Source organism: Streptomyces cynarae, assembly GCF_025642135.1.
Classification (GTDB): Bacteria; Actinomycetota; Actinomycetes; order Streptomycetales; family Streptomycetaceae; genus Streptomyces; species Streptomyces cynarae.
This window is the reverse complement of sequence record NZ_CP106793.1, coordinates 8,437,079-8,461,032: the sequence shown is the minus strand read 5'-3', so window position 1 is coordinate 8,461,032 and position 23,954 is coordinate 8,437,079. Positions and strand designations below refer to the sequence as shown.

At 72.3% G+C, this 23,954-nt stretch carries 20 protein-coding genes and 2 pseudogenes; 11 read left to right on the top strand and 11 right to left on the bottom strand.

The annotated features are described in order from the left end of the window. Positions 1 to 17: 17 nt before the first annotated feature. The gene (locus N8I84_RS38170) at positions 18 to 1,064 is read left to right on the top strand and encodes a trypsin-like serine peptidase (protein WP_313884323.1); all 1,047 of its coding nucleotides are present in this window, start codon (positions 18 to 20) and stop codon (positions 1,062 to 1,064) included. 263 nt (positions 1,065 to 1,327) lie between these two features. Here N8I84_RS38170 and N8I84_RS38165 read toward each other — a convergent pair whose 3' ends face one another. From N8I84_RS38165 to N8I84_RS38155, 3 genes are all read right to left on the bottom strand, one after another. Beyond that, entirely contained in the window at positions 1,328 to 2,209 is an 882-nt protein-coding gene (locus N8I84_RS38165) for an LLM class F420-dependent oxidoreductase (RefSeq protein ID WP_263234104.1), read from the bottom strand. Between the two features lie 189 nt (positions 2,210 to 2,398). Next, positions 2,399 to 3,667, bottom strand: coding sequence for an MFS transporter (locus tag N8I84_RS38160; protein ID WP_263234103.1), 1,269 nt, complete (start codon positions 3,665 to 3,667; stop codon positions 2,399 to 2,401). 217 nt (positions 3,668 to 3,884) lie between these two features. Continuing rightward, positions 3,885 to 4,592: an SDR family NAD(P)-dependent oxidoreductase gene (locus tag N8I84_RS38155; protein ID WP_263234101.1), complete on the bottom strand. Its 708-nt coding sequence runs from the start codon at positions 4,590 to 4,592 to the stop codon at positions 3,885 to 3,887. A gap of 102 nt (positions 4,593 to 4,694) precedes the next feature. On the opposite strand from N8I84_RS38155, the pseudogene N8I84_RS38150 reads away from it, so the two are divergent. After that, positions 4,695 to 5,533: pseudogene (locus N8I84_RS38150) on the top strand (helix-turn-helix transcriptional regulator). A gap of 33 nt (positions 5,534 to 5,566) precedes the next feature. On the opposite strand, the gene N8I84_RS38145 reads toward N8I84_RS38150, so the two are convergent. Continuing rightward, a complete protein-coding gene (locus tag N8I84_RS38145; protein ID WP_263234099.1) occupies positions 5,567 to 6,265 on the bottom strand; it encodes an SDR family oxidoreductase in 699 nt (232 codons plus the stop codon). A gap of 107 nt (positions 6,266 to 6,372) precedes the next feature. Here N8I84_RS38145 and N8I84_RS38140 point away from each other — a divergent pair, with 107 nt between their 5' ends. Beyond that, positions 6,373 to 6,879, top strand: a complete 507-nt coding sequence (locus N8I84_RS38140) for a winged helix-turn-helix transcriptional regulator (protein WP_263234097.1) — start codon at positions 6,373 to 6,375, stop codon at positions 6,877 to 6,879. Between the two features lie 15 nt (positions 6,880 to 6,894). Here N8I84_RS38140 and N8I84_RS38135 read toward each other — a convergent pair whose 3' ends face one another. Continuing rightward, on the bottom strand, positions 6,895 to 7,872 hold the full coding sequence (locus tag N8I84_RS38135) for an alpha/beta hydrolase (protein WP_263234095.1): 978 nt from the start codon (positions 7,870 to 7,872) through the stop codon (positions 6,895 to 6,897). A gap of 349 nt (positions 7,873 to 8,221) precedes the next feature. Between N8I84_RS38135 and N8I84_RS38130 the strand changes: the two genes are divergently transcribed. Continuing rightward, positions 8,222 to 9,277, top strand: a complete 1,056-nt coding sequence (locus tag N8I84_RS38130) for a helix-turn-helix domain-containing protein (RefSeq protein ID WP_263234093.1) — start codon at positions 8,222 to 8,224, stop codon at positions 9,275 to 9,277. A gap of 54 nt (positions 9,278 to 9,331) precedes the next feature. Here N8I84_RS38130 and N8I84_RS38125 read toward each other — a convergent pair whose 3' ends face one another. Beyond that, positions 9,332 to 10,243: a helix-turn-helix transcriptional regulator gene (locus N8I84_RS38125; protein WP_263234091.1), complete on the bottom strand. Its 912-nt coding sequence runs from the start codon at positions 10,241 to 10,243 to the stop codon at positions 9,332 to 9,334. 212 nt (positions 10,244 to 10,455) lie between these two features. Here N8I84_RS38125 and N8I84_RS38120 point away from each other — a divergent pair, with 212 nt between their 5' ends. Further along, positions 10,456 to 13,218, top strand: coding sequence for an AAA family ATPase (locus tag N8I84_RS38120; RefSeq protein WP_263234089.1), 2,763 nt, complete (start codon positions 10,456 to 10,458; stop codon positions 13,216 to 13,218). On the opposite strand, the gene N8I84_RS38115 is transcribed toward N8I84_RS38120, so the two are convergent. After that, positions 13,142 to 16,015, bottom strand: a complete 2,874-nt coding sequence (locus N8I84_RS38115) for a helix-turn-helix transcriptional regulator (protein WP_263234087.1) — start codon at positions 16,013 to 16,015, stop codon at positions 13,142 to 13,144. The two genes, N8I84_RS38120 and N8I84_RS38115, sit on opposite strands and share 77 nt — an antisense overlap. A 187-nt stretch (positions 16,016 to 16,202) precedes the next feature. Then, positions 16,203 to 17,054: an NmrA/HSCARG family protein gene (locus N8I84_RS38110; RefSeq protein ID WP_263234085.1), complete on the bottom strand. Its 852-nt coding sequence runs from the start codon at positions 17,052 to 17,054 to the stop codon at positions 16,203 to 16,205. Between the two features lie 506 nt (positions 17,055 to 17,560). On the opposite strand from N8I84_RS38110, the gene N8I84_RS38105 reads away from it, so the two are divergent. Both N8I84_RS38105 and N8I84_RS38100 read left to right on the top strand, forming a co-directional pair. After that, complete coding sequence (locus tag N8I84_RS38105; RefSeq protein ID WP_263234083.1) at positions 17,561 to 18,286, top strand: alpha/beta fold hydrolase; 726 nt, start codon at positions 17,561 to 17,563, stop codon at positions 18,284 to 18,286. A 179-nt stretch (positions 18,287 to 18,465) separates the two neighbouring features. Continuing rightward, positions 18,466 to 19,317, top strand: coding sequence for an alpha/beta fold hydrolase (locus N8I84_RS38100; protein ID WP_263234082.1), 852 nt, complete (start codon positions 18,466 to 18,468; stop codon positions 19,315 to 19,317). 42 nt (positions 19,318 to 19,359) lie between these two features. Here the strand turns inward: N8I84_RS38100 and N8I84_RS38095 are convergent, their stop codons facing one another. After that, positions 19,360 to 20,088: a hypothetical protein gene (locus tag N8I84_RS38095; RefSeq protein WP_263234080.1), complete on the bottom strand. Its 729-nt coding sequence runs from the start codon at positions 20,086 to 20,088 to the stop codon at positions 19,360 to 19,362. Positions 20,089 to 20,258: 170 nt separating this feature from the next. Between N8I84_RS38095 and N8I84_RS38090 the strand changes: the two genes are divergently transcribed. The 4 genes from N8I84_RS38090 (at position 20,259) to N8I84_RS38075 (ending at position 23,029) form a co-directional block, all read left to right on the top strand. After that, the gene (locus N8I84_RS38090) at positions 20,259 to 20,588 is read left to right on the top strand and encodes an antibiotic biosynthesis monooxygenase family protein (RefSeq protein WP_200419757.1); all 330 of its coding nucleotides are present in this window, start codon (positions 20,259 to 20,261) and stop codon (positions 20,586 to 20,588) included. Positions 20,589 to 20,735: 147 nt separating this feature from the next. After that, the gene (locus N8I84_RS38085; protein ID WP_263234078.1) at positions 20,736 to 21,083 is read left to right on the top strand and encodes a DUF1330 domain-containing protein; all 348 of its coding nucleotides are present in this window, start codon (positions 20,736 to 20,738) and stop codon (positions 21,081 to 21,083) included. Positions 21,084 to 21,209: 126 nt separating this feature from the next. Next, positions 21,210 to 22,043, top strand: a complete 834-nt coding sequence (locus N8I84_RS38080) for a DUF1206 domain-containing protein (RefSeq protein WP_263234077.1) — start codon at positions 21,210 to 21,212, stop codon at positions 22,041 to 22,043. Between the two features lie 191 nt (positions 22,044 to 22,234). After that, complete coding sequence (locus tag N8I84_RS38075; RefSeq protein WP_263234076.1) at positions 22,235 to 23,029, top strand: polysaccharide deacetylase family protein; 795 nt, start codon at positions 22,235 to 22,237, stop codon at positions 23,027 to 23,029. A 39-nt stretch (positions 23,030 to 23,068) separates the two neighbouring features. On the opposite strand, the gene N8I84_RS38070 is transcribed toward N8I84_RS38075, so the two are convergent. Then, the gene (locus N8I84_RS38070; RefSeq protein ID WP_263235076.1) at positions 23,069 to 23,329 is read right to left on the bottom strand and encodes a hypothetical protein; all 261 of its coding nucleotides are present in this window, start codon (positions 23,327 to 23,329) and stop codon (positions 23,069 to 23,071) included. A gap of 163 nt (positions 23,330 to 23,492) precedes the next feature. Further along, a pseudogene (locus N8I84_RS38065) lies at positions 23,493 to 23,804 on the bottom strand (class I SAM-dependent methyltransferase); the annotation flags it as partial. Positions 23,805 to 23,954: the final 150 nt, after the last annotated feature.

Genomic DNA, 23,954 nt, shown 5'->3' with positions numbered 1-23,954 from the left:
AGGGAGACCCGATTCTCATGCACATGAGCGGCAAGTCGGGGTACCAGGGGGCAGACGGCGAGGGAAGCGAGGACGAGCGCATGACGATGCAGGGCGCGGCGGACGGCGGCAGGCGACACACTGGACGCGCCCGGTATCGCAGACCGGCGCTCATTCTGGGGTGTGTCGTCGCATGCCTTGTGGGGTGTACCAGCGGCGCCGCGGCCGCCGGCAAGATCCTCGGCCTGAATGCCGCGAACGCCGCGAACGCCGCGAACGCCAAGAGGACCGCGACCTCACCACGGCGTTCCAGCGGCGCGGGGCACCAGCCGCCGTCCCCCGCCGATCGGAAGGCGACCACTTCGCCGACCCCCTCCGCCGCCCCCGCCGGGTCTTCACCGCACGCCACCGCGGCCCCCTCTCACCAGGCGCCTCCCCCGGGTGTCTCACGGACGGTCACGGGTCCCCAACTGCCCCGGCAGGTAGGGGCGTTGTTCGACAGCAGCGGTCTGAGCGGGTCGCATCACTGCACAGCGAGCGTGGTGAACAGCCCCGGCGAGGATCTGATCGTGACCGCCGCGCACTGCCTCGGCTCCACGTCGGACGTCTTCGTCCCCGCGTACCACGACGGTGTCGCCCCCTACGGTGTGTGGCATCTGCAGCGCATCGTCGTCGACGCCGCGTGGACCGACGACTCCAGCCCGGACGACGATGTGGCGTTCGCCGTGGTCGCACCACTCGACGGGCGCACCATCCAGTCGGTGGTCGGCGGCTACACCCTGGGCGTCGGCGAGGGTACGGGCGGTCGTGTCACCCTCACCGGTTACCCGGCGACGTCACAGGACCCGGTGACCTGTACCAATCACATCTCCTCGTTCAGCAGCACCCAGAACGAGATCTACTGCACCGGCATGACCGGCGGCACCAGCGGCAGCCCCTGGGTCACGGGCGACAGCCCGGGCACGGTCATGGGAGTCATCGGCGGCTACGAGCAGGGCGGCGACACCGCCGACGTCTCCTACAGCGTCGCCTTCGGCCAGAGCGTCCAGAACCTCTACCAGGAAGCGACGTCCAGCGACAACTGAACCTCCGAGGAGCGAACCGTACGGGCGTTCAAATGATGCCCGGCGGGAGGAATGAACGAGACCAGCGCGGGTAGTCGCTGAGGCGCAGGTGGCGGGGCGGCGTGTTCCTGGGGAGGTCACACGCCGTCCCGCCCCTTCTGTCCGGGGTCACCCGTGCTGTGCGGTGCCCGGTTGAGTAGCGTCGGTCCCACGACCGGAAGGCATACGCCTCAACGCACGGGACTTGTAGGGCTTTCGTACGGCTGCCGACGTCCGCCGAAGCCTCAGTCCAGCTCGGCCAGCCGTCGCACGGCGGGAGCCACGAAGGTCTCCATCCACGGCGATGTGGTGCCCGTGCGGGGCGCGAGGATCACCGTGTCGATGCCGAGCTTGGTGTAGCCGGAGATGTCGCTGGTGAAGCCGTCCACGTCCCCCACGGTGGCCGGCTCTCCCGAGTACGTCACCGTCTTGCGGATGATGTCGTAGTCGCGGTCGGCGTCGTCGCAGTGGCGGCGCAGCACATCGAGCTTGTGCGCCACCTCCTCCGGGGTCGTGGCGAACAGGTTGCAGGCGTCCGCGTAGCGGGCGACCAGCCGCAGCGTCTTCTTCTCGCCCCCGCCGCCGACCAGGATCTCCGGGCGCGGAGAGCTCACCGGCGGCGGCACGCACAGGGTCTCGGCCAGCTGGTAGTACCGGCCCTCGAACGGACCGTTGTTCTCGGGATCCCACATCTGCAGGCAGATGAGCAGGGTTTCCTCGAGCCGCTCGAAGCGTTCCGCCAGCGGCGGGTACGGCACGCCCAGGCCATGGTGCTCGCGGTCGTACCAGGCAGCCCCGATCCCCAGTGTGGCCCGGCCACCGGACAGCACGTCAAGGGTCGTGGCGATCTTTGCGAGGAGTCCGGGATGACGGTACGTCACACCCGTGACCAGTGCGCCGAGCTGCACGGTGGAGGTGCGGGCGGCCAGGTATCCGAGCGTGGTGTAGGCCTCCAGCATGGGAGCCTCGGCTCCGCCGTTGAACTCCATCTGGAAGTAGTGGTCCATGACCGACAGCCAGTTCACGCCTGCGGCCTCCGCCGCGGCGCCTGCGGCGGCCAGCTCGTCGCGCAGCGCGCCGCCGCCCTCCGGGTGGTCGAACCGGTTGATGTGCACGCCCACGTGCATGTCCGTCTCCGTTCACAGTCACCCGCGCCGTCCTCGACCCTGGCGACACTAGATCTTCGAGTGTTCTCGAAGTCAAGGCCATCGGGCGTGTCGGAAGGCCGTGCGCGGGCGCCTTCGGTGACTCTGCGGCGCGCCCGTCGACGGCCGCGCGCGCCCCGGCGGCATACGCGTGCGACTCGGGGCTGTGCGTCAGGGCTGTGCGGCGTCGGCCGCCGCGCCGGCCGGGGTCTGCGGGCCGGCGGTGCCGAACCGGATGCCCTTGGCTTCCTTGCCGACCGCGCTCAGCAGGATGACCACTGCCAGGGTCGGCAGGATGGTCCATGCCATCGCCGCCGGATAGCCGTGGCGTCCGGCGAGGGCCTCCTGGATCGGCAGGTTGAGGGCGGCGATCAGGTTGCCGAGTTGGTAGGTGACGCCCGGGTAGAAGCCCCGGATGGAGTCCGGGCTCATCTCGGTCAGGTGCGCCGGGATGACGCCCCAGGCTCCCTGCACGCACACCTGCATCAGGAAGGAGGACAGCATCAGCCAGCCGACGCTGGTGGACAGCACGAAGAACGGCACGACCAGCAGGCCGCCGGTCGCCGCGATCATGATCGTACGGCGGCGGCCCAGTCGCTCGGAGTAGGCGCCGAGCAGCACACCGCCGAGGATCGCGCCGATGTTGTAGACCACGGCGATGGCGATCGAGGTGTTCGCGGACAGGCCCAGACCCTTCTTGACGAAGGTCGGGTAGATGTCCTGGGTGCCGTGCGACATCCAGTTGAAGGCGGTCATCAGCGCCACCAGGTACAGGAAGCGCCGCAGCACCGCGGGGTTCTTGAACACCTGGTACGCGGGGGTGCGGTTGAGCCGGACGCTCTTCTCCCACACCTCGCTCTCCTCGACCCTGGTACGCACCCACAGCGCGACCAGGGCGGGCAGCAGGCTGAAGGCGAACAGTCCCCGCCAGCCGAAGGCGGGCTCGATGACGAAGAACGCGACGGCGGCGAGCAGGTAGCCCAGGGAGTACCCGCTCTGCAGCAGGCCCGACCAGAAGCCGCGCCGGGCCGCCGGGATCTTCTCCATGGCCAGCGCCGCGCCCAGACCCCACTCACCGCCCATTCCGATGCCGTACAGCAGGCGCAGCACCAGCAGCACGGTGTAGTTCGGCGCGAAGGCGCAGGCGAAGCCGACGACCGAGTAGAAGACGACATCGGTCATGAGCGGGATGCGGCGACCGCGGCGGTCGGCCCACATACCGAACAGCGCGGCACCGACCGGACGCATCACCAGGGTGACGGTGGTGAGGAAGGCCATGTCGGTGAGGGAGACGTCGAAGTCCTTGGCTATCTCGCTGTAGACGAGAACCACCAGGAAGTAGTCGAAGGCGTCCATCGCCCAGCCCAGATAGGCGGCGACGAAGGCATGGCGCTGGTCCTTGGTGAGCCCCGCTGCCTGGTCTCTGACGGTCTTCAGCATGACGACCCTCCCGCAGTCCGCAGGTGAGGCTAGGCACGAGTGGCAGAGCAGGACAACGGTAGGGCAGCAAAGCACCGGCCACGATTGCACAAAAGGCGGCACGGCCGCCGTCTGTCCCTCATGCGGGACCGGCCGTCTCGTCGAGGAGTTCAGGTTCCCGCGCGGGCGGTGCCCCGGAGTCGGCCGGTCTCCAGGGCACCGGCAAGGTGACGCGCACTCACCAGGGAAGAGGTCCGGCAGCGTCGAAGTACCCTCCGGTGGGGCCGTCGGGCCCGACCTGTGCCATCCGGACGATGATCTCGGAGCCCTCCTCGACGGTCTGCGTGCCCGTGTTGCCGTTCAGGTCCGTCGCGGTGTAGCCGGGCTCCACAGCGTTGATCCGCATGTCCGGGAACGCCTTCGCGTACTGCACGGTGATCATGTTGACCGCGGCCTTCGACGTCGGATAGGCGACACCGGGGTAGGCGTACGCCGGCGTGCCCGGGGTGGCAACGCGGGTGAGCGAGCCCAGGCCGCTGCTGACGTTGACCACGACCGGCGCGGTGGACCGCTGCAGCAGGGGCAGGAACGCGTGAGTGACGCGCACGAGCCCGAAGACGTTGGTCTCGAACAGGCGCCGCATCAGGTCGGCGGTGGTTCCCGCCGCGTCGGTGACCGTGTTGGCTTGGCCGCGCAACTCGATGCCGGCGTTGTTGACCAGCACGTCCAGCCCGCCGTCGGCCTCGATGGCCTTGGCGGCGGCCGCGACGGACGAGTCGTCGGTGACGTCGATGAGGACCGTCCGCGCGCCCAGCCGCTCGGCGGCACGGCGTCCGCGGTCGGCGTCCCGGCTGCCGATGTAGACGGTGTGACCGGCGGCGAGCAGCCGACGGGCGGTCTCGTGTCCGAGGCCCTTGTTGGCCCCGGTGATCAGTGTTGTCGTCATGCCCCCAGGGTCCGGGCGGACGGCGCGGTCAGCCAGGCGTCCCGTGTTCCTGGGACTACCGGTACCAGGCACACCGGGCGGTGCGGGGGCACACTGGTCGGCATGGCGACGGCGGAATTCGGCAGGGCGGTGCGCCGCTGGCGCGACCGGGTCTCCCCGAGGTGGCGGGGCTGCCCGCGGGCGGGCAGCGGCGTGCGGCGGGGCTGCGCCGTGAGGAGCTCGCCATGCTGGCCGGCATCTCCGTCGACTACGTCACGCGCCTCGAACAGGGCCGCGCCTCCAACCCGTCGACGCAGGTCGTCGACGCCCTCGCCCGGGCCCTGCGGCTGTCGGGCGACGAGCGAGCCCACCTCTTCCGTCTCGCGGGACTGGTCCCGCCCGGGCCGGACACGGTCCCCACGTATCTGACCCCGAGCGTCCAGCGGATGGTCGACCGCTTCACCGGGACGCCCGTCGCCGTGTACGACGCGACCTGGACGCTGCTCATGGCCAATCCGCCGTACGCGGCCCTGATGGGCGACCCGTCCGGTTGGAGGGGCAACGAGCGCAACAGCGTGTGGCGGCACTTCGCCGGCCCGGGCAGCCGCGCCCGGCACACCCCCGAGTCGCTGCGTGCCTTCGAGGCGGCACTGGTGGCCGATCTACGTGCGGCTGCCGCCCGCTATCCGGCCGACCAGCGGCTGCGACGGCTGATCGGGGATCTGCGGACGAGCAGCGACCGGTTCGCCGAGCTGTGGGACTCCGGAACCGTCGGCCGCCACGAGGCCGCGCGCAAGATCATCGATCACCCGCACGTCGGTGCCCTGACGCTGGACTGCGACGTGCTCACCGTGGCGGGCAGCGATCTGCGCATCATGGTCTACACGGCCGAACCGGGCACGGAGGACGCCGAGCGCCTGGCGCTGCTCACCGTGCTGGGCACGCAGACACTCGCCGGATAGCGGTCCTGGGCGGCGTCGTCCTCTCCTCGTGTGTCAGCCGAGCTGTGGGTAGAGGGCTGCGACGCCGCCGGCGAGGCCCGCCTGCACCTGGCGGCTGAGGTCGTCGACGACGATCTCGTGAGCGCCGGCCGCGATGCCGTCCACGGCCGCGCGCGCGACGTCCGCCGGGTCGTTCTTGGGTGCGCTCACATCGCGGGCCATGTCGGTGTCCATGTAGCCGACGTGCAGTCCCGCGACGGCGATGCCCTTCGGCGCAAGCTGCTGGCGCAGTGCGTTGGTCATGCTCCATTCCGCCGCCTTGGCCGCGGAGTAGGCGCCGACGGTGGGCAGGTTGATCCACGACAGGACGGAAAGGATGTTGAGGACCGACCCGCCGCCCCGGGCCTCGATGACCGGGGCGAAGGCCCGGATCATGCGCAGGGTGCCCAGGTAGTGGGTCTCCGTCTCCAGGCGGACGGCGTCCCAGCTGCCGGTGAGCAGATCGGCGCCGGTCGAGGTGCCCGCGTTGTTGACCAGCACGGTGACGTCACGGGCCTGCTCGGCCGCCGCGGCGACGGAGGCTGGGTCGGTGATGTCGAGCCGGATCGCCTTCACGCCGGGCAGATCGACCTGGTCCGGCTGTCGGGCCCCGCCGTAGACGGTCGCACCGCGCGCGACCAGCTCCTGCGCGAGGGCCCTGCCGAGCCCGCGGTTGGCTCCGGTGACCAGAGCGGTTGCGCTGCCGATGTCCATGTTTCCTCCAAGGCGCGGACGCCCTCGGCTGACTAATGTATTCAGAAGTTAGCTAGGGACGCTATCCCCTGGCTAAGCTGCATGCAAGTCAGGTGAGAGGGTGAGACATGAGCGATCTGCTGACGGAACGCGACGCCTGGTCGATGGCGAACTGCTCCATCGCCCGCGCCCTGGAGATCGTCGGCACGAAGACGGCGCTGCTGATCATGCGCGAGGCGTTCTTCGGTACACGCCGGTTCGACGACTTCGCACGGCGGGTGGGCATCGGCGAGCCCGCCACCTCGGCGCGCCTGAAGGAACTGACCGCCGCCGGGTTGCTGGAGCGCGTCCCCTACCGCGAACCCGGCCAGCGGACCCGGTACGCGTACCAACTCACCGAGAAGGGCCGCGACTTCATGCCCGTGCTCGTGGCGCTGCGCCAGTGGGGCGACACCTGGGCGGCGGGTGAACAGGGGCCGCCGGTGGTCGTACGCCACAAGGAGTGCGGCGCCGCCGTGCACGCCGTCCTGCAGTGCGAGGACGGGCACGAGGTCACGCTCGAGGACTCGGTCCTCGACGCCGGCCCCGGCCTGATCCGCACGCGCGAACGACGCGCCGATCAGCACGCCGGGTGAGGGCCGGCGGCACGCTCAGGAGGTGTGCAGGGCGGCGTGCAGGGTGTCCGTCACCTGGATGCGGGCCGCTCTGGACGCGAGCGTGCCGCGGAGCAGGTCGAACAGGACGAAGCCGTGGACCGTGCCGTGATAGCGGACCGACACGACCGGGACGTCCGCTCCCCTCAGTCGCGCCGCGTACGCCTCGCCTTCGTCGCGCAGCACATCGGCCTCGGCGGTGAGGACGAGCGCGGGCGGCAGGCCCCGCAGACGGTGGGTGGGTGTGCGCAGCGGGGAGACGATGTCCTGCGTCCGGGTCTCCGGGTCCGGCGCGTAGCGCTCCCAGTAACCGCTCATGGCGGCGCGCCCCAGGAAGTACCCGTCCGCGAACTGGCGGTAGGACGGGGTGTCCATCGCCGCGTCGGTGACCGGGCAGACCAGCACCTGATGACGCAGGCCCGGTCCGCCGCGCCGTCGGGCCACCAGGGTGAGGGCCGCCGCGTGATGGGCGCCCGCGCTGACCCCGACGACCGCCATCCTGGTCCCGTCCAGCCGACATTGAGCGCCATGGCGTGCGATCCACCCGGCGACCGTGTGGGCCCGCTCGACGGCACCCGGGTACCGTGCGTCGGCCGACACGTCGTATTCGGGCACGACCACGGCGGCGTCCGCTCCCAGAACCAGGTCCGTCACCAGGTTGCGGTGCGCGTAGGCGTCGGTCAGCATCCAGCCGAGGCCGTGCAGGTACAGCACCACCGGCAGAGGCTCGTCGCTGCCGGCGGGGCGGAGGATCCGCACCCGTATCCGGCTGCCTTCGCCACCGGGCAGCGCGAGCCACTCCTCCTCGACGTCGGGCTCGTCTCGGCCTCCGCCGCTCCACAGGGCCGCCATACGCGCCCTGGAGGCGGCGGCGTCGGGGTCCGAGGCCGTGGGACAGGCGTACGTCTCGACGAAAGCACGCGCCCGTCGTTCGAGAACCGGCGTCGCCCGAAAGGCCGGAACGTCTTCTTCCACGGGAACTCCTGCGTGGGGGGTGCGAATCGGGTGCCGTGCTCGGAGCGGCTCCGCACCCACGGCCGGGCAGGCAGGCGCTCGGTGCCGGAAGCGGCTGTACCGGCACGCGGGACACACCCTAGGCCAACGTTGTCGGCATCCGGGAGGGACGACCGCACTGACCCGTGCCGCTGCGTGCACACTTCGGGTGCCGTCCGGTCCTTCCTCCCCGCGCACGAACGAAGTGCAGTCATATGACTTACCGACTCCCCCGGTCACCCTCTGAGACTTGCCGGACGGGGCGTGGAATCGGCGGCCGTCTCCTCCCGCGCACCGCACACCGATTCCGGGACGGCTGAAGGGAGTCGTCGTGAGCGCTCTACCCGGGACGCCCGCCTCGCCGGGGACCGGCACATCCACCGATGTGGGAGCCGCCGTCTCGCGATGGCTCGCGCCGGTCCTCGAGCACACCCGGCAGGACGCCCCGGCGAGCGGCTCGGTGACCCTGCACCACTTCGGCTATGTGCGCCTGGTCGCCTGTGAGGCCGTGGAGCTCCGCCTCAGCCGTGGGCCCCGCTCCATCGCCCAGGACGCCTCGGAGGCCGTCGCCCTGCTGGTCGCGCGGAACGGGACCGTGCGCCTGGCCCAGGACGGCCGGGGCGCCCACGTGGAGAGCGGGCAACTGGCGCTCATCGACCTGCGCCGGCCCTTCTCGGTCGAGCACCGGGACCACGCCCGGATGCTGTTCTTCCGCGTGCCCGTTCACGCACTGCACATCCCCTCGGCCCTCCTGCGCTCCGTCACCGCCCGTGCCCTCACACCGAAGGGCGGAGTGGCGGCGCTGCTGCCACTCGTCCTGCGGCACCTGGAAGAGTCCGCCGCACGGACGCCCCCCGCCGTGGCAGAGGGGTTCGGAGGCATCGTGACCGAGTTGGTGGCCGCCCTGGTCGACGAGCTGACCGAGGAGGCGGAGGCGGAGACGCCTCGGACAGGGCGCCACGAGTTGGTCGTCACCATCCGCCGGTACATCGACCGGCATCTGGACGACCCCGAGCTGTCGGCCGAGCGCATCGCCGGCGCGCACCTGATCTCGGTGCGCTATCTGCATCGCCTCTTCGAGGGCGAGGGTGTCACCGTGGGCAGGCTGATCCTGCGCCGGCGGGTCGAGGAGTGTGCTCGGGAACTCGCTCGGCGCGGACGGGTGAGTCCGTCCATCTCCGTGGTGGCGGCCCGCTGGGGCTTCCGCAACGCGGCGCACTTCAGCCGTGCCTTCAAGGCCGTTCACGGGCATTCGCCGCAGCAGTGGCGTCGTCTGGCGGGCACGTCCGCGGCCGATACGACCGCGACCGCCGATGGGGACGCGGCTCGTGAGTGCGGACCGGACCGCGCGATCGCCGCCCCGGCCCGGTCGTCGCGGGCCTCCTGACGGGCCGTCCCAGGCCGGGGACGTGCGGCCCGCGACCGTCCGCCCCGGCTCCGGTCAACCGTCGGCGTTCCCGCGCCCTCGGGAGACCCGGGTCCGGTCGTCCCGCCAGTCGCTGGGCGACACCCCGTACGCCGCGCGGAAGCTGCGGCTGAAGTGTGTGGCGCTCGCGAACCCCCAGCGCCTGGCGACCGCCGACACCGTGGTGTCGTTCCGCCCCGGCCGGGCCAGTTCCCGCCGTGCCTCCGTCAGACGGCGGTGCTGGATCCACCGGCCGATCGTGCTGTCATGGCCTTCGAAGAGCTTGTGGAGGTAGCGGATCGAGAGGTGCTGGGCCGCGGCGACGCCGGCGGGCGTCAGCTCCCGGTCCCACAGGTTCGTGTCGACGTGGGCGCGCACCTGCCGGATCAGGGACCGGCGGTCCTCCCGCTCATCGTGTGGTCCGGCATCGGCGTTCTCGACGGCCAGCAGGGTGACCAACTCCGCGACGGTGCCCGCCAGATGGTGCGCCGTGCGGGATGAGTACTCCGGCAGCGCGCCGACGAGCTCCCGCAGGAGAGGCCCGAGCAGGGGCGCCACCGCGCCGTCGGTGAAGGGGGCCCGGTCGCTCAGTACCCGTGCCTGGTGGTCGGTGAGCGCCAGGGCGCGACGAGGGATTCGTACCAGGTGCAGTGCGAAGTCCTCCGCCTCGTGGAGGGTGAACGGCTCGGTTCCGTCGCAGACGAACAGGTCGTCGGGCCCGCATGCCTCCGCGGTTCCCCGACGGACGAGGGTCGCCCGGCCGGAGGCGTGGAGGCCCAGCAGCAGACAGGGTTCGGGAGCTCCGTCGTCGGGGAGGTGGACGTAGGTCTGTGCCGCTCCCCGGACGGTACGCACCTGAAGGAAGCCGAGGGCGCGAGCTGTACGCCCGTCGGCGCGGCGGGTGCTGCGGGTGCCGCCGGTGCCGGCGGATGCGGGTGTCAGGCTCATAGGGCCCCTTCGTCCGAGCGTTCCGTTCCTACGGGTGCCGGGTCGGTTCCGGCGTCGGGGCCTCGCACCGGGCGCGAGTCCACGACCTCAGCCTCGGCGTGTCCGGTGCAAAAAACCGGTGGGGCGGGCCGTCTCTTCCCACGGGGACAACAACCGTGCGCTGTGAGGCAACACCGCCGTGCCATGCTGTCCGGGGGCGAGGAGGGGGAGCCGTGGAGAGGGGTCCGGGCGACACGGCGCTGGTCGGCAGGCGGCGTGAGCGCGCGCTGCTGGAGCGGTCCCTGGAGCGGGCCCGGTCCGCGGCGGGCGGCTCGGCGACGGTGCTGCGCGGCGACGCCGGCATCGGGAAGACGGCGTTGCTCGACTGGACGGCCGCACGCGCCGAGGGCAGTGGCTTCACGGTCCTGCGGGCGGCGGGGAGCGAGGCTGAGGTCGGCATCGCCTTCGGGGCACTGCACCAGGTGCTCCGGCCGTTGCTGGAGAACTCCCGGGCGCTGCCCCGGCCGCAACGGGCGGCCCTGGAAGGGGCGTTGGGACTGCGGGACGGACTTCCCTCCGGCGGGTTCATGGTCGGCGCGTCCGCGCTGGCTCTGCTCGCGGAGGAGGCGCGCCGCCGTCCGGTGCTGATGCTGGTGGACGACCTGCACTGGGTGGACTCCTCCAGTGCCGCGGTGTTCCTGTTCCTGCACCAGCGGATCACCGGCCTGCGGACCGTCATGGTGTGCGCCGGCCGCCCCGACGGCTCGGCGCTGGACGGATGGCCCGCGCACCCGGTGGATCTCGGTGCGCTGTCGGGTGACGACTCCCGTGCGCTGCTGCGGCGCTGGCATCCGGGGCTGGCGACCGCCACCGCCGAGCGGGTGATGGAGGAGGCTGCGGGCAACCCTCTGGCACTGGCCGAGTTGCCCGGCCAGCTGGCGCGGGAGCACCGCGAGGGCGTCGTGCCGCTGCCGGAACGGTTGCCCCTCGGACAGCGGCTGGAAGCGCTCTTCGTACGACGGCTGCGCTCGCTCCCCGCGGAGGCGGCGAGGGCGTTGCTGGTCGCCGCCCTGGACGGCCCGGCGGGCGGGAGCGGCGTGATCCGGGAGCCGGCGCCGGGTCAGCACGGCACGGAAGGGGTCCTCGAGCCGATCGAGGCAGGCGGGCTGGCGCGCCTCGACCACACCGGGCGGCTGGTGTTCCGGCATCCGCTGGTGCGCAGCGCCGTGATCGCCTCCGCCTCCCGCTCGGAGCTGCGGGCCGCCCATCGGACGCTGGCGGAGCGCCTGCCCGAGGACGACCCGCGCCGGCTGCTGCACGAGGCGTCTGCCGCCGAGGGACCGGCAGAACTCCTCGCCGCGCGGCTCCAGAAGGCCGGCACGCGCATCGCGCTGCGCGGTGGCGACGCGGAAGGGGCGCTGCTCCTCGACCGCGCGGCGGCTCTCAGCGTCGACCCCGAGAACCGAGTGAGGCGGCTGACCTGGGCGGCCGTGATGTCGGCCCGGGGCGGGCGCCTGGCGTACGCGGCGCGGCTGGTGAAGGAGATCGAGCGGGGACCGGTGCCGAGGGATGTCGCACCGCTGTTCGCCTATGCGGTCGTGTACGTCGACCAGAGCCACCACGTCGACTTCGCGTCGTCGTTCTCACTGCTGCCGGGGGCTATGGCCGCGCTCACCGCGCCCGGCGCGTCGGCCCCGGGCGACCTCGTGGAACAGATGTTCTTCAAGCTGCTGCTGGCCTCCGCGTACACGGGCGAGCCCCGGGGCTGGGAGACGCTGGAGCGCTACCGGGAGCTCGTCTCCCCCGCCGCAGGCCTGTGCCACCGCGCCTGGGCGGACCCGCCGCGCACGGCGCAGGGAGCGGAGGCGGAGCTGCGGGCCATGGTGACGCGCCGGGCGGCCGGGCGCGACACGGGCAACGCCTGGCTGCTGCTGTGGGCGGCGTCGGCGGTGGACGGTGCCGACGCGAACCTGTTGCGGCTCTTCGGCGGGGAGCACGCCTACGCCACTTCGGGGTCCGTCGCGAAGGCGCGGTGCTACCAGGCGTTCCTGCGGGGTCGTTGGGATGCCGCCGAGGACTGTGCGCGCGAGGCCGACACCGCGGAGGAGCTCGGCTACCACTGCAACGCCCTGCTCTTCAGGCTCTATCACGCGCACTTCCTCGCGGGCCGCGGTGACGAGCAGGGGCTGAGCGCGGTGCGGGAGCGCATCGAGCCGGCCGCGTCCCGGGCCCGGATGCGCTTCGTCACGGACCGTCTGGACCACCTTCAGGCCCTCGTCGCCCTGGCGCACGGCCGGCACGAGGAGGCGTACGACCGTCTGCGGCGCATGATGCCGCCCGGCTCCCTGCCGCGCGGACCGGCCTGGTTCCACCTGCCCTTCTTCGACTTCGTGGTCGCGAGCCTGCGCTGCGGTCGGCGGGAGGAGGCGCTCGCCCGGGTGGCGGCCGGGCGGGCAGCACGGATGGACGGCGTCTCCGCCCACCACGCCTTCCTGCTGGCCGCGGCGAGCGCGCTGACGGCCGACGACGATGCGGCGGACGCGGCCTACGCGGCGGCCTACGCCGTGCCGGGCGCCGGCCGATGGGTCTTCGAGCTCGCTCGGCTGCGGCTGGCGCACGGTTCCTGGCTGGGGCGGCGGGGGCGCGGGGCCGAGGCGGAGGAGCTGTTGCGCACCGCCTTCCGCACCTTCCGCGAGCTGCGGGCCGCCCCCTGGGTGGAGCAGTGCCGGGCCGAACTGCGTGCCGTCCGCCGCTCCGCCCGGACCGCGGAGAGCGACGCCGACGCGCTCACGCCCCAGGAGCTGCGCATCGCCCGGCTGGTCGCCACCGGCCTGACGAACAAGGAGGTCGGCGCCGCCCTGCACCTGTCGCCCCGCACGGTCGGGGCGCACCTCTACCGGATCTTCCCCAAACTCGGCATCACCTCGCGCGCGGCCCTGGCCAGGGCGCTTCCCGGGTCTCCTCCAGCGCACGGGCCACTCCTGCACGAGTCGTGACGCCCAGCTTGGGGAAGATCTTGTACAGATGGGTGCCGACCGTACGCGGTGACAGACCGAGCCGCTCGGCGATCTGACGGTTGGTCAGGCCCTCGGCGGCCAGTTCGGCGATCCTCAGCTCCCGCGCGGACAGCAGGGGGTGGTGTGCGGTTCCGTCGCCGGGCGTTCGGCTGCTCCCGTTCACCGCGTCGAGCTCCCGGGACGCCTGTGCGGCCCAGGGTGTGGCACCGAGGCGGGTGAAGGCGCCGAGCGCGGCCTCGCAGTGAGCCGCGGCGGGCCCGGGTCGGCCCTGTCGCCGGAGCCACGCGCCGTGCGCCAGACGGGCCCGGGCGAGCGGAAAGGGCCATGTGTCGGCGCCCGGGAGGGCGTACACGGCCTCGAACCGCTGCTCCGCCTCCTCGTCGTCGGCGGCGAGGGCTTCGGCGACCGCGACCAGGAAGCCGTGGTGGGGGGACGTGCGGGCGATTCCGGCCGCATCCACCGCCCGCAGGTGGCGCCGGGCCTCCGCCCTCCGTCCGTTGTCGACCGCGGCCTGCACCCGGTCGACGAGCGACAGATGGAACCAGGGGGCGCGGGACGGGACGGTCCCGGGCGGGGTGAGGCTCTGCGCATGCTGCCATGCCTCGTCGGTCCGGCCATGGCCGAGCGCACACACCACCTTGAGCGCCTGCAGGCGCTCGGTGACGAGGCGCAGGCGCCGCTCGCGGGCCGAGGTCCCGACGGCGGTCTCCAGCGCGGCGAGACCGGCGCGGTCCCCACGGGCGGCCAGGACCTGCGCCGAGTTCAGCTGGAACAGCGTCTCGTTGAACGCGTACCCGAAGGCACCGGAGGTCTCGGCGCCCCGGCGGGAGGTCTCGAGGGACGCGTCCCAGCGGCCGTGCAAGAAGTCGTCGTGGGCGCGGACGATGTCGATGAAGGCCTGGGAGGCGTACGCGTGCCGGCCCCCGAAGAGGCTCCACAGCTCGTCGTCGTCGCCGACGGCGTCGACGGCGGCGGCCGCCCACAGCAGGAGCCGGGCAGCGGAGGCCTCCCGGTGCTCGGGCAGAGCCGCGACCGCGGCGCGCAGCCGGCGCGGCACGTCGTGGACGGCGCGGGAGGGGCCGGACCATGCCTGCCGGCACAGCACCGCCGGCTCGCAGGCGTCCGCGACCTGGAGTTCACAGGCGGCCCACGCCCGCTCGTCCCCGGTGTGCACGGCGACGACCAGGAGCAGGAAGAGCAGCGGTTCGAGCAGGGCCGCGCGTTGCTGCCTGGCAACAACCGCGGCCGGCCGGTCCAGGACCTCGGGCAGCAATTCGATCGCCGGTGCCGGGTCGGCGTCCAACTGGAGCCGGGTGCAGGCGACGGCGAACGCGTACAGGTCGGCGGGTTCGGGCCTCCCCGGGCGGGCCTCGGTCTCGGCCTCGGCGACGAGTTCCGCCGCCAGGTGCAGCCGTCCGCCGCGTGCCGCCATCGCCGCGGCGGTGACGAGTCGCACCGTCCGGCTCTCCGCGTCCGGGCTGAGACCCGCCGCGCGTGCCATCATTCCCGCCGCCTCGGCGGGTCCGCCCTGGGCGGCCATGGCGTCGGCCTCCGCGTGCACCAGCGCGGCCAGCTCGCCGTCGGTGCCGATGGCGGCGGCCGCCAAGTGCATGATCCGCCGCGGGCTCCGCACGGGGAGGGCGTCCGCGATCAGCCGGTGGGCCGCCCGGCGTTCGGCCGGCGAGGCGAGGTGCACCAGGCAGGCACGCACCAGCGGATGGTGGAAGGCCACGCGGTCCGACGCCGGCTCGGCGTGGGCCAGGCCGGAGGCATGCATCTGGTCCCGGACCTCCGTCCAGGACGTTCCCGCCGCCCGGTCCGCCAGGCCGCGCAGCAGGCGGACGCTCTGCGCGAACGAGCCGCCCAGTGCCACCACCAGCAGCAGACGCCGGGTGCCGTCCGGCAGGGCGCGCACCCTGTCCTCGTACAGGCGCCCGAGGCGCTCGCCCAGGGGCAGTTCGTCGAACAGCTCGGTGACGCCGGTTGCCCGTGGGTCTGCCAGATGGGCGGGGCCGGCCGCGGCCGCCGTCCGCATGTGCACCGGAAGTTCGTTCAGCGCGAGCGGGTTGCCCCCCGCGGCGCGCAGCACGCGGCGGCGCGCCTGGTCGGGCAGGTGCGGGTGGAGGGTGCTCAGCAGCAGTTCGGCCTGCCGCTCGTCCAGCGGCTCCAGGCCGAGCACCCGGCCCGGCAACCCCTCGGTGTCGTTCCCTTCCTCCCAGGCCGGGACCGGATCCCTCCGGGCCACGGCCGTCAGGTGCCGCCTCGCCCCGATGACGACGACGGGCAGGGGAGCGAGATTCCGCTGGATGTACCCGAACACGGCGGTGCTGGACGGGTCGGCCCACTGCAGGTCGTCCAGAAGTACGACGACGGGTCGGCGGGCGGCGGCGTGGGCGAGCAGGGAGAGGGCGGCGCCCGCCACCGTGAACCCCTCGGGGGGTGCGCCCTCGCGTACGCCCAACGCCCGTTCCAGTGCGTCGCGCTGCTCCTCCGCGAGAGCCTGCACGTCGTCGAGCAGCGGCCAGAGCACCTGGTGCAGGGCGGCGAACGGCAACCCGCACTCCGCTTCGGCGCCGGTCATCCGCAGGACGCGCAGACCGGCGCGACGGGCCTCGGCCTCGGCCACCTTCAGCAGCGCGGTCTTCCCCATGCCGGGATCGCCGCGCAGGAGCACCGACGTCCCGGTGGAGGCGATATCAGTTAGGGCCGCGCGGATGACCGCGACATGGGTGTCCCGTCCGGCCAGGACCGGTTCGGCCGCACGGTCACCGGGCATGCCCGCACCGCTCATGACCTCGGTTACCCCGCCCTCTTCACCACCGCGACGCCCGTGCCGCTCCCCCATCCGGCCCCGGACCCGCTCCGGTACCTGGCCCGTAGGTCCCGGTCCGGGCATCGGACGGTCATTCAACCATGAAAGACATCACGGCATACTTCGTGATCTGTGAGCGTGCGGGGTGCCCTCAGCGGGCGCCCGCGAACGTGCGGCGCGCCCAGTCGGTGAAGCCGGTCCAGGAGATGCCGGGATGGGCGTCATGCAGGGCGGGGATGTCGACCTGGTAGCCGGGCCCGTTCAGGAACGTCCACATCGCGTGCATGTCCGGATCGCCCACCGCAGCCAGCGGTACCGGCACATGGCGGACTTGGCGTCCCAGAGCCGTACCGAGCGCGGCCGCCATGTCGGCGGGCGTCGGGGCGTCACTGGCCAGCTCGATGCGGTGCCCTGCGTACGGACCGGGGTTCAGCAGCACTTCGGCCGCGAAGGCACCGAGGTCGGCGCGGTCGAGCTGCTGCAACGGCCGGTCGGACGGCAGCGGCAGGTCGAGCGCCCCGCCGAGGATCCGCTCGGCTCCGCCCAGCGCGTTGTCGTAGAAGTATGTCGGCCCGAGGATCGTGTACGGCACGTCTCCCGAAACCAGCTCGGCCTCGATGCGCGCCTTGCTGTCGAAGTGCGGCACCCCGCTCTCCTGGTCCGCCCCGGCCACCGAGCTGAACACGAGATGCGGCACGCGCTGCTCGTGCGCGGCGGCCAGGATCGCCCGCCCCTGGGCCACCTCGGCCTCCGGACCGGCCTCGAAGGGAGTGGTGAACGCGAACACCGCGGCCACCCCGCGCATGGCCGCGGCGAGTGACACACGGTCGCTCAGGGACCCCGCCACGACTTCGGCGCCCCGGTCGGCCAGTTCCCGCGCGGCGCCGCGCGCGGGATCCCGAACCAGTGCCCGGACCCCCGCCCCTCGGGCGAGCAGGGCCTCGGTCACCGCCCTGCCCTGGCCACCGGTCGCGGCAAGCACCAGGATCGGCTCGTCGACCATCGGAAACTCCCTTCTCGGGGAAACGCTCGGCAGTTGATCACTGGCCGGGAACCTCACGGTATCCATCCGCCCCGCACGACACGCTCAGCCCGCGCCGTGCCTCGGCTCAGCGCCTGGTGGGGCAGGCGACTAGCAGGTCCGTGTCCTGCTGGGGACGTGGGCCGCATCGGCCACGTACATCCTGATACCGCGGACGACGGCGAGGTGGGCGTCCGGGCCCGACAGACGCGGACAGGTCAGACCTCGTGCACGGACAGGCAAAACGCCTGTGCCGTCCGTCCCTACCTTTTCTTCGGCGCCGGCGGTTCTCCGTCGGCCCGGAACCATCGAAGGGTCCCCTGCGGCGGCGTTCCCGGTACGAGACACCGGCCGTCCCGGCCCCTCTCACGACCCGTCTCCCCGGACCTCTCATGCCCCTGGTGATCCGCTCGCCCGCCCCGTCGGTATCGCGCCCGTTGCGGCATCGGGCACATCGGCCGGTCACCACCATCGACAAGGAGTCATCCATGACCGATTCCGGCAGCCCGACCGTCGTCCTGGTCCACGGTGCTTTCGCCGACGCGTCGAGCTACGCCCGTGTCATCCCCGAACTGATCGCCCGCGGCCTGGACGTGGTGGCCCCCGCGGTGCCCAACCGCAGCCTGCTCGGTGACGCCGACTACATCGCCACGCTCGTCCGCCGGATACCGGGCCCGGTCGTCCTGGTGGGCCACTCCTACGGTGGTGCGGTCATCACCGTCGCCGGCGCGGAGGACAACGTCCGGGCACTCGTGTACCTGGCCGGCTACGCGCTGGAGGAGGGCGAGAGCCTGGGCGAACTCCAGGGGCGGTTCCCCGATTCCGACCTGGCCAAGGCGCTCGTATACGCCCCGTTCCCGGTCGAGGGCTCGTCCACGCCCGGCACCGACGTGTCGGTCGAGATCGACAGGTTCCCGGCCATCTTCGCAGCGGATGTCGACCCCCGCCTCGCCTCCGTCCTCGCCGTCTCCCAACGCCCGCTGGCAGCACAGGCGTTCAGCGAGAAGGCGCCGGTGGCGGCCTGGAAGACCAAGCCCTCCTGGGGTCTGGTCGCCTCCTCCGACCACACCATCAACCCCGATGTGGAGCGCTACGGCTACCGGCGGGCCGGTATGACCACGATCGAGGTCGACTCCTCGCACCTGGTGATGCTCGCCCATCCCCGGCGTGTCACCGAGTTGATCGTCGAGGCGGTCCGGGCCACCGCTCGGTAGGGCTTGCCGGCGTCCCGGCCGCCCTTCGGCCACGGGCCACACCCGTCGGCTGCCGGGCGGCCATCGGCCGTCCGGAACCGAACCGAAGCCGACACCGGCTCGCCCTGGCCGGCACCGCTCACACGCGCGCGCCCGCCCGCCCGCCCGCCGGGGACGAACTCCTGCCACGACCCGAGGAAGTGAAGATTGAACGCACCGATCTCCCGCCGTACCGTCACCGTCTCCTCCTGGCCGGCGCGGCGGCTCTGGGCACCGCCGTGCCCGCCTTCTCGGCCCCGTCGGCGGCGGCCGACGGGCCGGCTCGTCCGCACCCGCACGAGGGCAGACCCACCATCGTTCTGATCCACGGCGCGTTCGCCGACGCCTCCAGCTGGAACGCCGTCGTCGAACGGCTGCAGCGGCGGGGCCACCACGTCCTGGCACCGGCGGTGCCGCTGCGCGGGCTGACGAGCGACGCCGCCTACATCGGCAGTGTTCTGGACACCGTTCCGGGCCCGATCGTGCTGGTGGGCCACTCCTATGGCGGATCGGTCATCAGCCTCGCCGCGGCCGGCCGCCCCCGCGTCAAGGCGCTCGTCTACATAGCCGCTTTCGTGCCGGAGATCGGCGAGAGCGCGCTGGAGCTCACCGACAAGTATCCCGGCAGCACTCTGGCGCAGGCCACCTCGGCCCAGTACTACCCGCTGCCCGGAGGCGGACAGGGTGAGGAACTGGTCATCGAGAAGAAGCTCTTCCGGGAGCAGTTCGCGGCCGGTGTGCCGATCACGACCGCTCAGGTGATGGCCCTGGGACAGCGTCCCATCGCCCTTGCCGCGCTCCGGGAGAAGGCCACCACCGCCGCCTGGAAGAAGATCCCCAGCTGGTACCTCGTGGCCACCGAGGACCGCAACATCCCGCCGGTGGCCGAGCAGTGGATGGCCGAACGCGCCGGCGCCCACACCATCAGGGTCCGCGCACCGCACGCGGTCGCCGTGAGCGATCCGAGCCCCGTCACCGAGCTGATCCTGAGAGCGGTCCGCTCGACACGCTGAGCGCATCGCTTCCCGTACCGCCTCCCCGGCCAGGATGCCGCTTCACCGGAGGATGTTCACCGCCCGTGCCACCACCAGCGCCACGGTGAGCAACGAGATCGATGCCTGTGACGCCATCAGCAGTTTGGCCCAGCGGGACAGCGGCATGGTGTCGGTGGGGCTGAAGGCGGTCGCGTTGGTGAAGGAGACATAGAGGTAGTCGGCGAACGCCGGTTCCCAGTCCGCCGGCGCCAACTCCCCGCTCTGCATCTGGGGGAAGAGGAAGTCCGGGTAGTCGTGGTGTCCGGCGGCCCGGGCCGCCGGGCCACCCCTGTCCCACTCCCAGTACCACAGAGCGAAAACGATGACGTTGGTCAGCCAGATGCCCGCCCCCGTCATCAGCAGCGCCCCGGCATCACTGCCCTCGGTACCGCGTACCAGCCCCCGGATCAGCAGCGCCGCCGACCAGCCGTTGGCGACGCTGACGAGGGCGGCCAGCGCCAGTCCGCCCGCGCGCAGCAGCGAGGCCCCCCGTCTCGTGCTGGTCCGGAAGGCCCACAGCAGCACGACCAGCAACAGCAGCTCCAGCGTGGGCAGGAGCCACACCGGCCGAAAGGCCAGCCGCTCGGGGAGCAGGAGTTGGAGGGCGACCGCGGCGAGCACCGCCGCGCTGACGGCCCAGCGCGCCTCGTCACGAGTGGGCCGGCGCCAGGCCGGCTCCTGGCGCGCCGCGGTGAGCAGTTCCTCCAACCGGGCGAGTCGCTCGTGCAGGGCCCTTGACTCTTCGTTCACGACCCCAGTGTGACGGCACGGCGACGAGACCGTTCAGGGGCACCCGCCATGTGCGAGGACAAGCCCCGTAGCGGACCTGCACGCCTTGGGGCGCGCGGTGTGCCGCCGACCGCCCGCGTGAGCGGACGAGCCGCTCACGTCCGTCGGCCGGCCTGCGGCAGGATGGGACCATGAGCGTAGTCAAGATCAACGTACTGACCGTCCCCGCGGAGCAGCGGGAGACGCTGGAGAAGCGCTTCGCCTCCCGGGCCCACGCCGTGGAGAGTTCCGACGGGTTCGAGTGGTTCGAGCTCCTCAGGCCGGTCGAAGGCACCGACAACTACCTCGTCTACACCCGGTGGCGGGACGAGGAGTCGTTCCAGGCCTGGATGGAGGGCCCCATGAAGGCGGCCCACCAGGGCGGTGACGCGGCAGGGGGCGAACGCCCCAGGCCGGCGGCGAGCGGGTCCACGCTGTGGTCCTTCGAGGTCGTGCAGCAGGCGGCGCCCAAGAGCGCGTAGGCCGGCACCGGGGGCAAAGTGGTCACCGGCCCTGGACGGCAGGCGTACGCCGCCGGCCAGGGCCGCTTCCCTCTGAGGTCATCGACCCGGAACGGAGCGCGTGCCACGATCGTCGGCGTACGGAGCCCGGCCGACCGGAAGGACGCCATGACCGCCTACGCCATAGCCCACCTGCAGGAAGCCGCCCCGCACCCGGAGATCGCCGAGTACATCGAGCGCATCACCGCCACCTTCGCCCCTTACGGCGGCCGGTTCCTCGTACACGCCACACAGCACGAGGTGAAAGAGGGCAGCTGGCCCGGACATGTGGTCGTCATCAGTTTTCCCGGCCTCGCCGAGGCCCGGGCCTGGTGGGACTCCCCCGCGTACCAGGAGATCGCACCGCTGCGCTCCCGGCACATCGACGGCGACATCATCCTGGTCGACGGCGTCAGTGACACCTACGACCCCGCCGGCACCGCACGGACGATGCGGGAAGCCATGCGCACCCCCTGAACCGGGGAACGGGGGCACGTGCGATCAGGCTTCACCTCCCCTCCGCATCCGCCGCATCTCCCCGACACGAGTGCCCGCCCGGTGTGCCGACGCAGGGCGCGGGCAAACGGATTCGGGGAGGTCGAGATGAACACGAGTGCCATGGCTCATACCCGGCGGATGCGGGCCGGGGGCGAGGTCGGCTCACTGACGCAGGCCGCTGCCCGGGCGGGGCTGACCGCCCGCGGAGTGATCTACGTGCTGGTCGGCGTGCTCGCGCTGCGGATCGCGTTCGGCGACGGCAGCCGGCAGGCCGACCGCAGCGGTGCGCTCGCCGAGATCGCGCAGGAGCCGTTCGGTGCCGTACTGCTGTGGGCGCTGGGCATCGGGCTCGTGGGCATGGCCGTGTGGCGGTTGTCCGAGGCGGTGTTCGGCGCCGTCGGGCCGGACGGCCGCAAGGTGAGGAAACGGCTGCTGGCGCTGGTCCGGTGCGTGTTCTACGCGTTCGTCGCCTACTCCGTGCTGTCGTTCGCGACCGGTTCCGGCACGGGTGGCTCATCCAGCGACGAGCAGTCCCGGGATGTCACGGCGAGGGCTCTGGGGGTGCCCGCCGGTCAGTGGATCGTGGGCGCCGTCGCGGTCGGCATCGTCGTGGCGGGGGTCTGGATCGGGGTCCGGGCCGTCCGGCGCAAGTACCACAAGGACCTCAGGCTCGGCGAGATGTCCCCGGGCCTGAGGCGACTGGTGGACATCGCCGGCGTGGGCGGAGGCGCGGCGCGCGGACTGGTGTTCGCCGCGGCGGGGGCCTTCGCGCTCCGCGCCGCGGTCGATTACCGGCCCGACCGGGCCAAGGGGCTGGACGACACACTGCGGTCGTTCGCCGAGACCCCGTTCGGTCCGTGGCTGCTGGTACTCGTGGCCGCCGGGGTCGTGCTGTTCGGCCTCTTCTCCTTCGCGCTGGCGCGCTGGCGCAGGGTCTGAGCGCCGGCTCTCCCTGCCGTGGAGTCGCCGGGGAGACAGGGCAGTTGGATCCGTGGTCTGACAGTCGCCGCCGCTCTGTCGTGAAATGCCCGCGGAATTGTCCGTGATCGGTAACAGACGGATCCTGCACCGGTCTTCCTCCGTCCTGATGAGTGCACGTGACCACAGGGACGAAGAGGAGCGGGGCGGACATGGCGCGGCGTGGCGGACGGGGATGGTACGGGCGGGTGCTCGCGGCGGCGGTCGGTGTGACGGCGGTGGCCACCGCCACTTCGATGTGGACCGCGCAGGCCGGCCCCGCCGACGAACCCGGCGCGCGAACGGACGTCCTGGTGCGCCCCTCCGCGCCGAACGCCCCGGGCCGGGGCGCCGCGGGGGCGCCGGTGTCCGCGGACATCGTCCACGCCTCCGACCGGGGCACCCACGGGGTCAACATCACCATCGACGACGGGCCGGACCCCGTGTGGACTCCGCAGGTGCTCAAGGTGCTGCGGGACAACGGCGTGAAGGCCACGTTCTGCATGGTGGGCACGCAGGCCGAGGCGCACCCTGACCTGGTCAAGGCGGTGGTGGCGGCCGGGCACCGGTTGTGTGACCACACGGTCTCCCACGACACCACCATGAACACCAAGTCCGAGGCCTACCAGTCGCAGCAGATCCTGGACGCCGAACGCTCGATCACCAAGGCGTCGGGGGGCGTTCGGCCGCAGTACTACCGAGCCCCGGGCGGCGCCTTCACGCCCTACAGCCGCCACCTCGCCGCATCCCACGGAATGCGGCCGCTGGGCTGGAACGTCGACTCCAAGGACTTCGAGCGTCCCGGCACCGCCGCCATCATGGCCACCGTCAAAAGCGAGATCCACAACGGTCCGACCCTCCTCTTCCACGACGCGGGCGGGGACCGCTCCCAGACCGTGGCCGCCCTGCGCCAGCTCCTGCCGTGGCTCAAGCAGCAGGGGTACTCCTTCGGCTACCCCGTCCGCTGAACGCCGCCCACGCGCCGGGGAGTCCGAGTCGCCTGCTCCTCAACCGCCCACCGACGACGCACCGTTGGAGCCCAGCGGGTGGAACAGGAGCGGGCGCATCGTCGATCGGAGGCTCGGGGCGCCACGCGGTGTACCGGTGCGGGGCCGGCTTGCGGCCCGGGTGTGCCGACGTGCGTGGAAGACGCCGCAGGAGACCGGACTGCCGTCCGCAGGCGGCGCGTTGAGGATGTCCACCCGCTCGACGATCAAGCCGTGCTCCTCCAGGAGGTCCTCCCACAACTCCGGGGCGAGCACCCACATCTGCACGGTGAGCCGGCCGCCGCCGGCCGGCGGAAGGGGTTTCCGGACGGGGGGTGACGGTGCTCGAGGGTCCGTGACCGTCGGAGTCGGTGTGCAGGACGGAGAACACCAGACGGCCGCCCGGAGCGAGCGCGGCCGCGACGGCGGGCAGCATTCGCCGCGGTTCGACGTAGGCGAAACCGTGGATGGAGTAGATCATGTCGTACGGCTCCGCCTGCCGGAGGTGGTCGACGGCGTCGGCCAGGATCAGGTTCAGCCCCGGCAACCGGCCGTAGCGGGCGGTCGCCCGCTGGTGCTGGGTGGGCGAGGCCTCGACCGCGTCGACGACCGCCCCGTGGGCCCGGACCAGTGCGCGGCGTGCTTGCCCAGGCCCGACCCGAGGTCCGCGACGCGTCGGCCGCGCAGGTCGCCGAGGATCTCCGTTCCGGACCGCTCGGCCAGAAACCCCAGGCGAGGCGGTCCACTTCGGGCACATGCGTGCCCCTGGCCAGATGATGGGCCCCGTAGGTGGTCCAGGCTGCCGAGTTCGTCGGTTCTGCGTCCACGGTGCCGTCCTTTCCCGGCGCGCGGGCCGGCGTCGAAGGGCAGGGCGTAACAGCGGAGCGAGCTGGTCCGCGACCGGGGG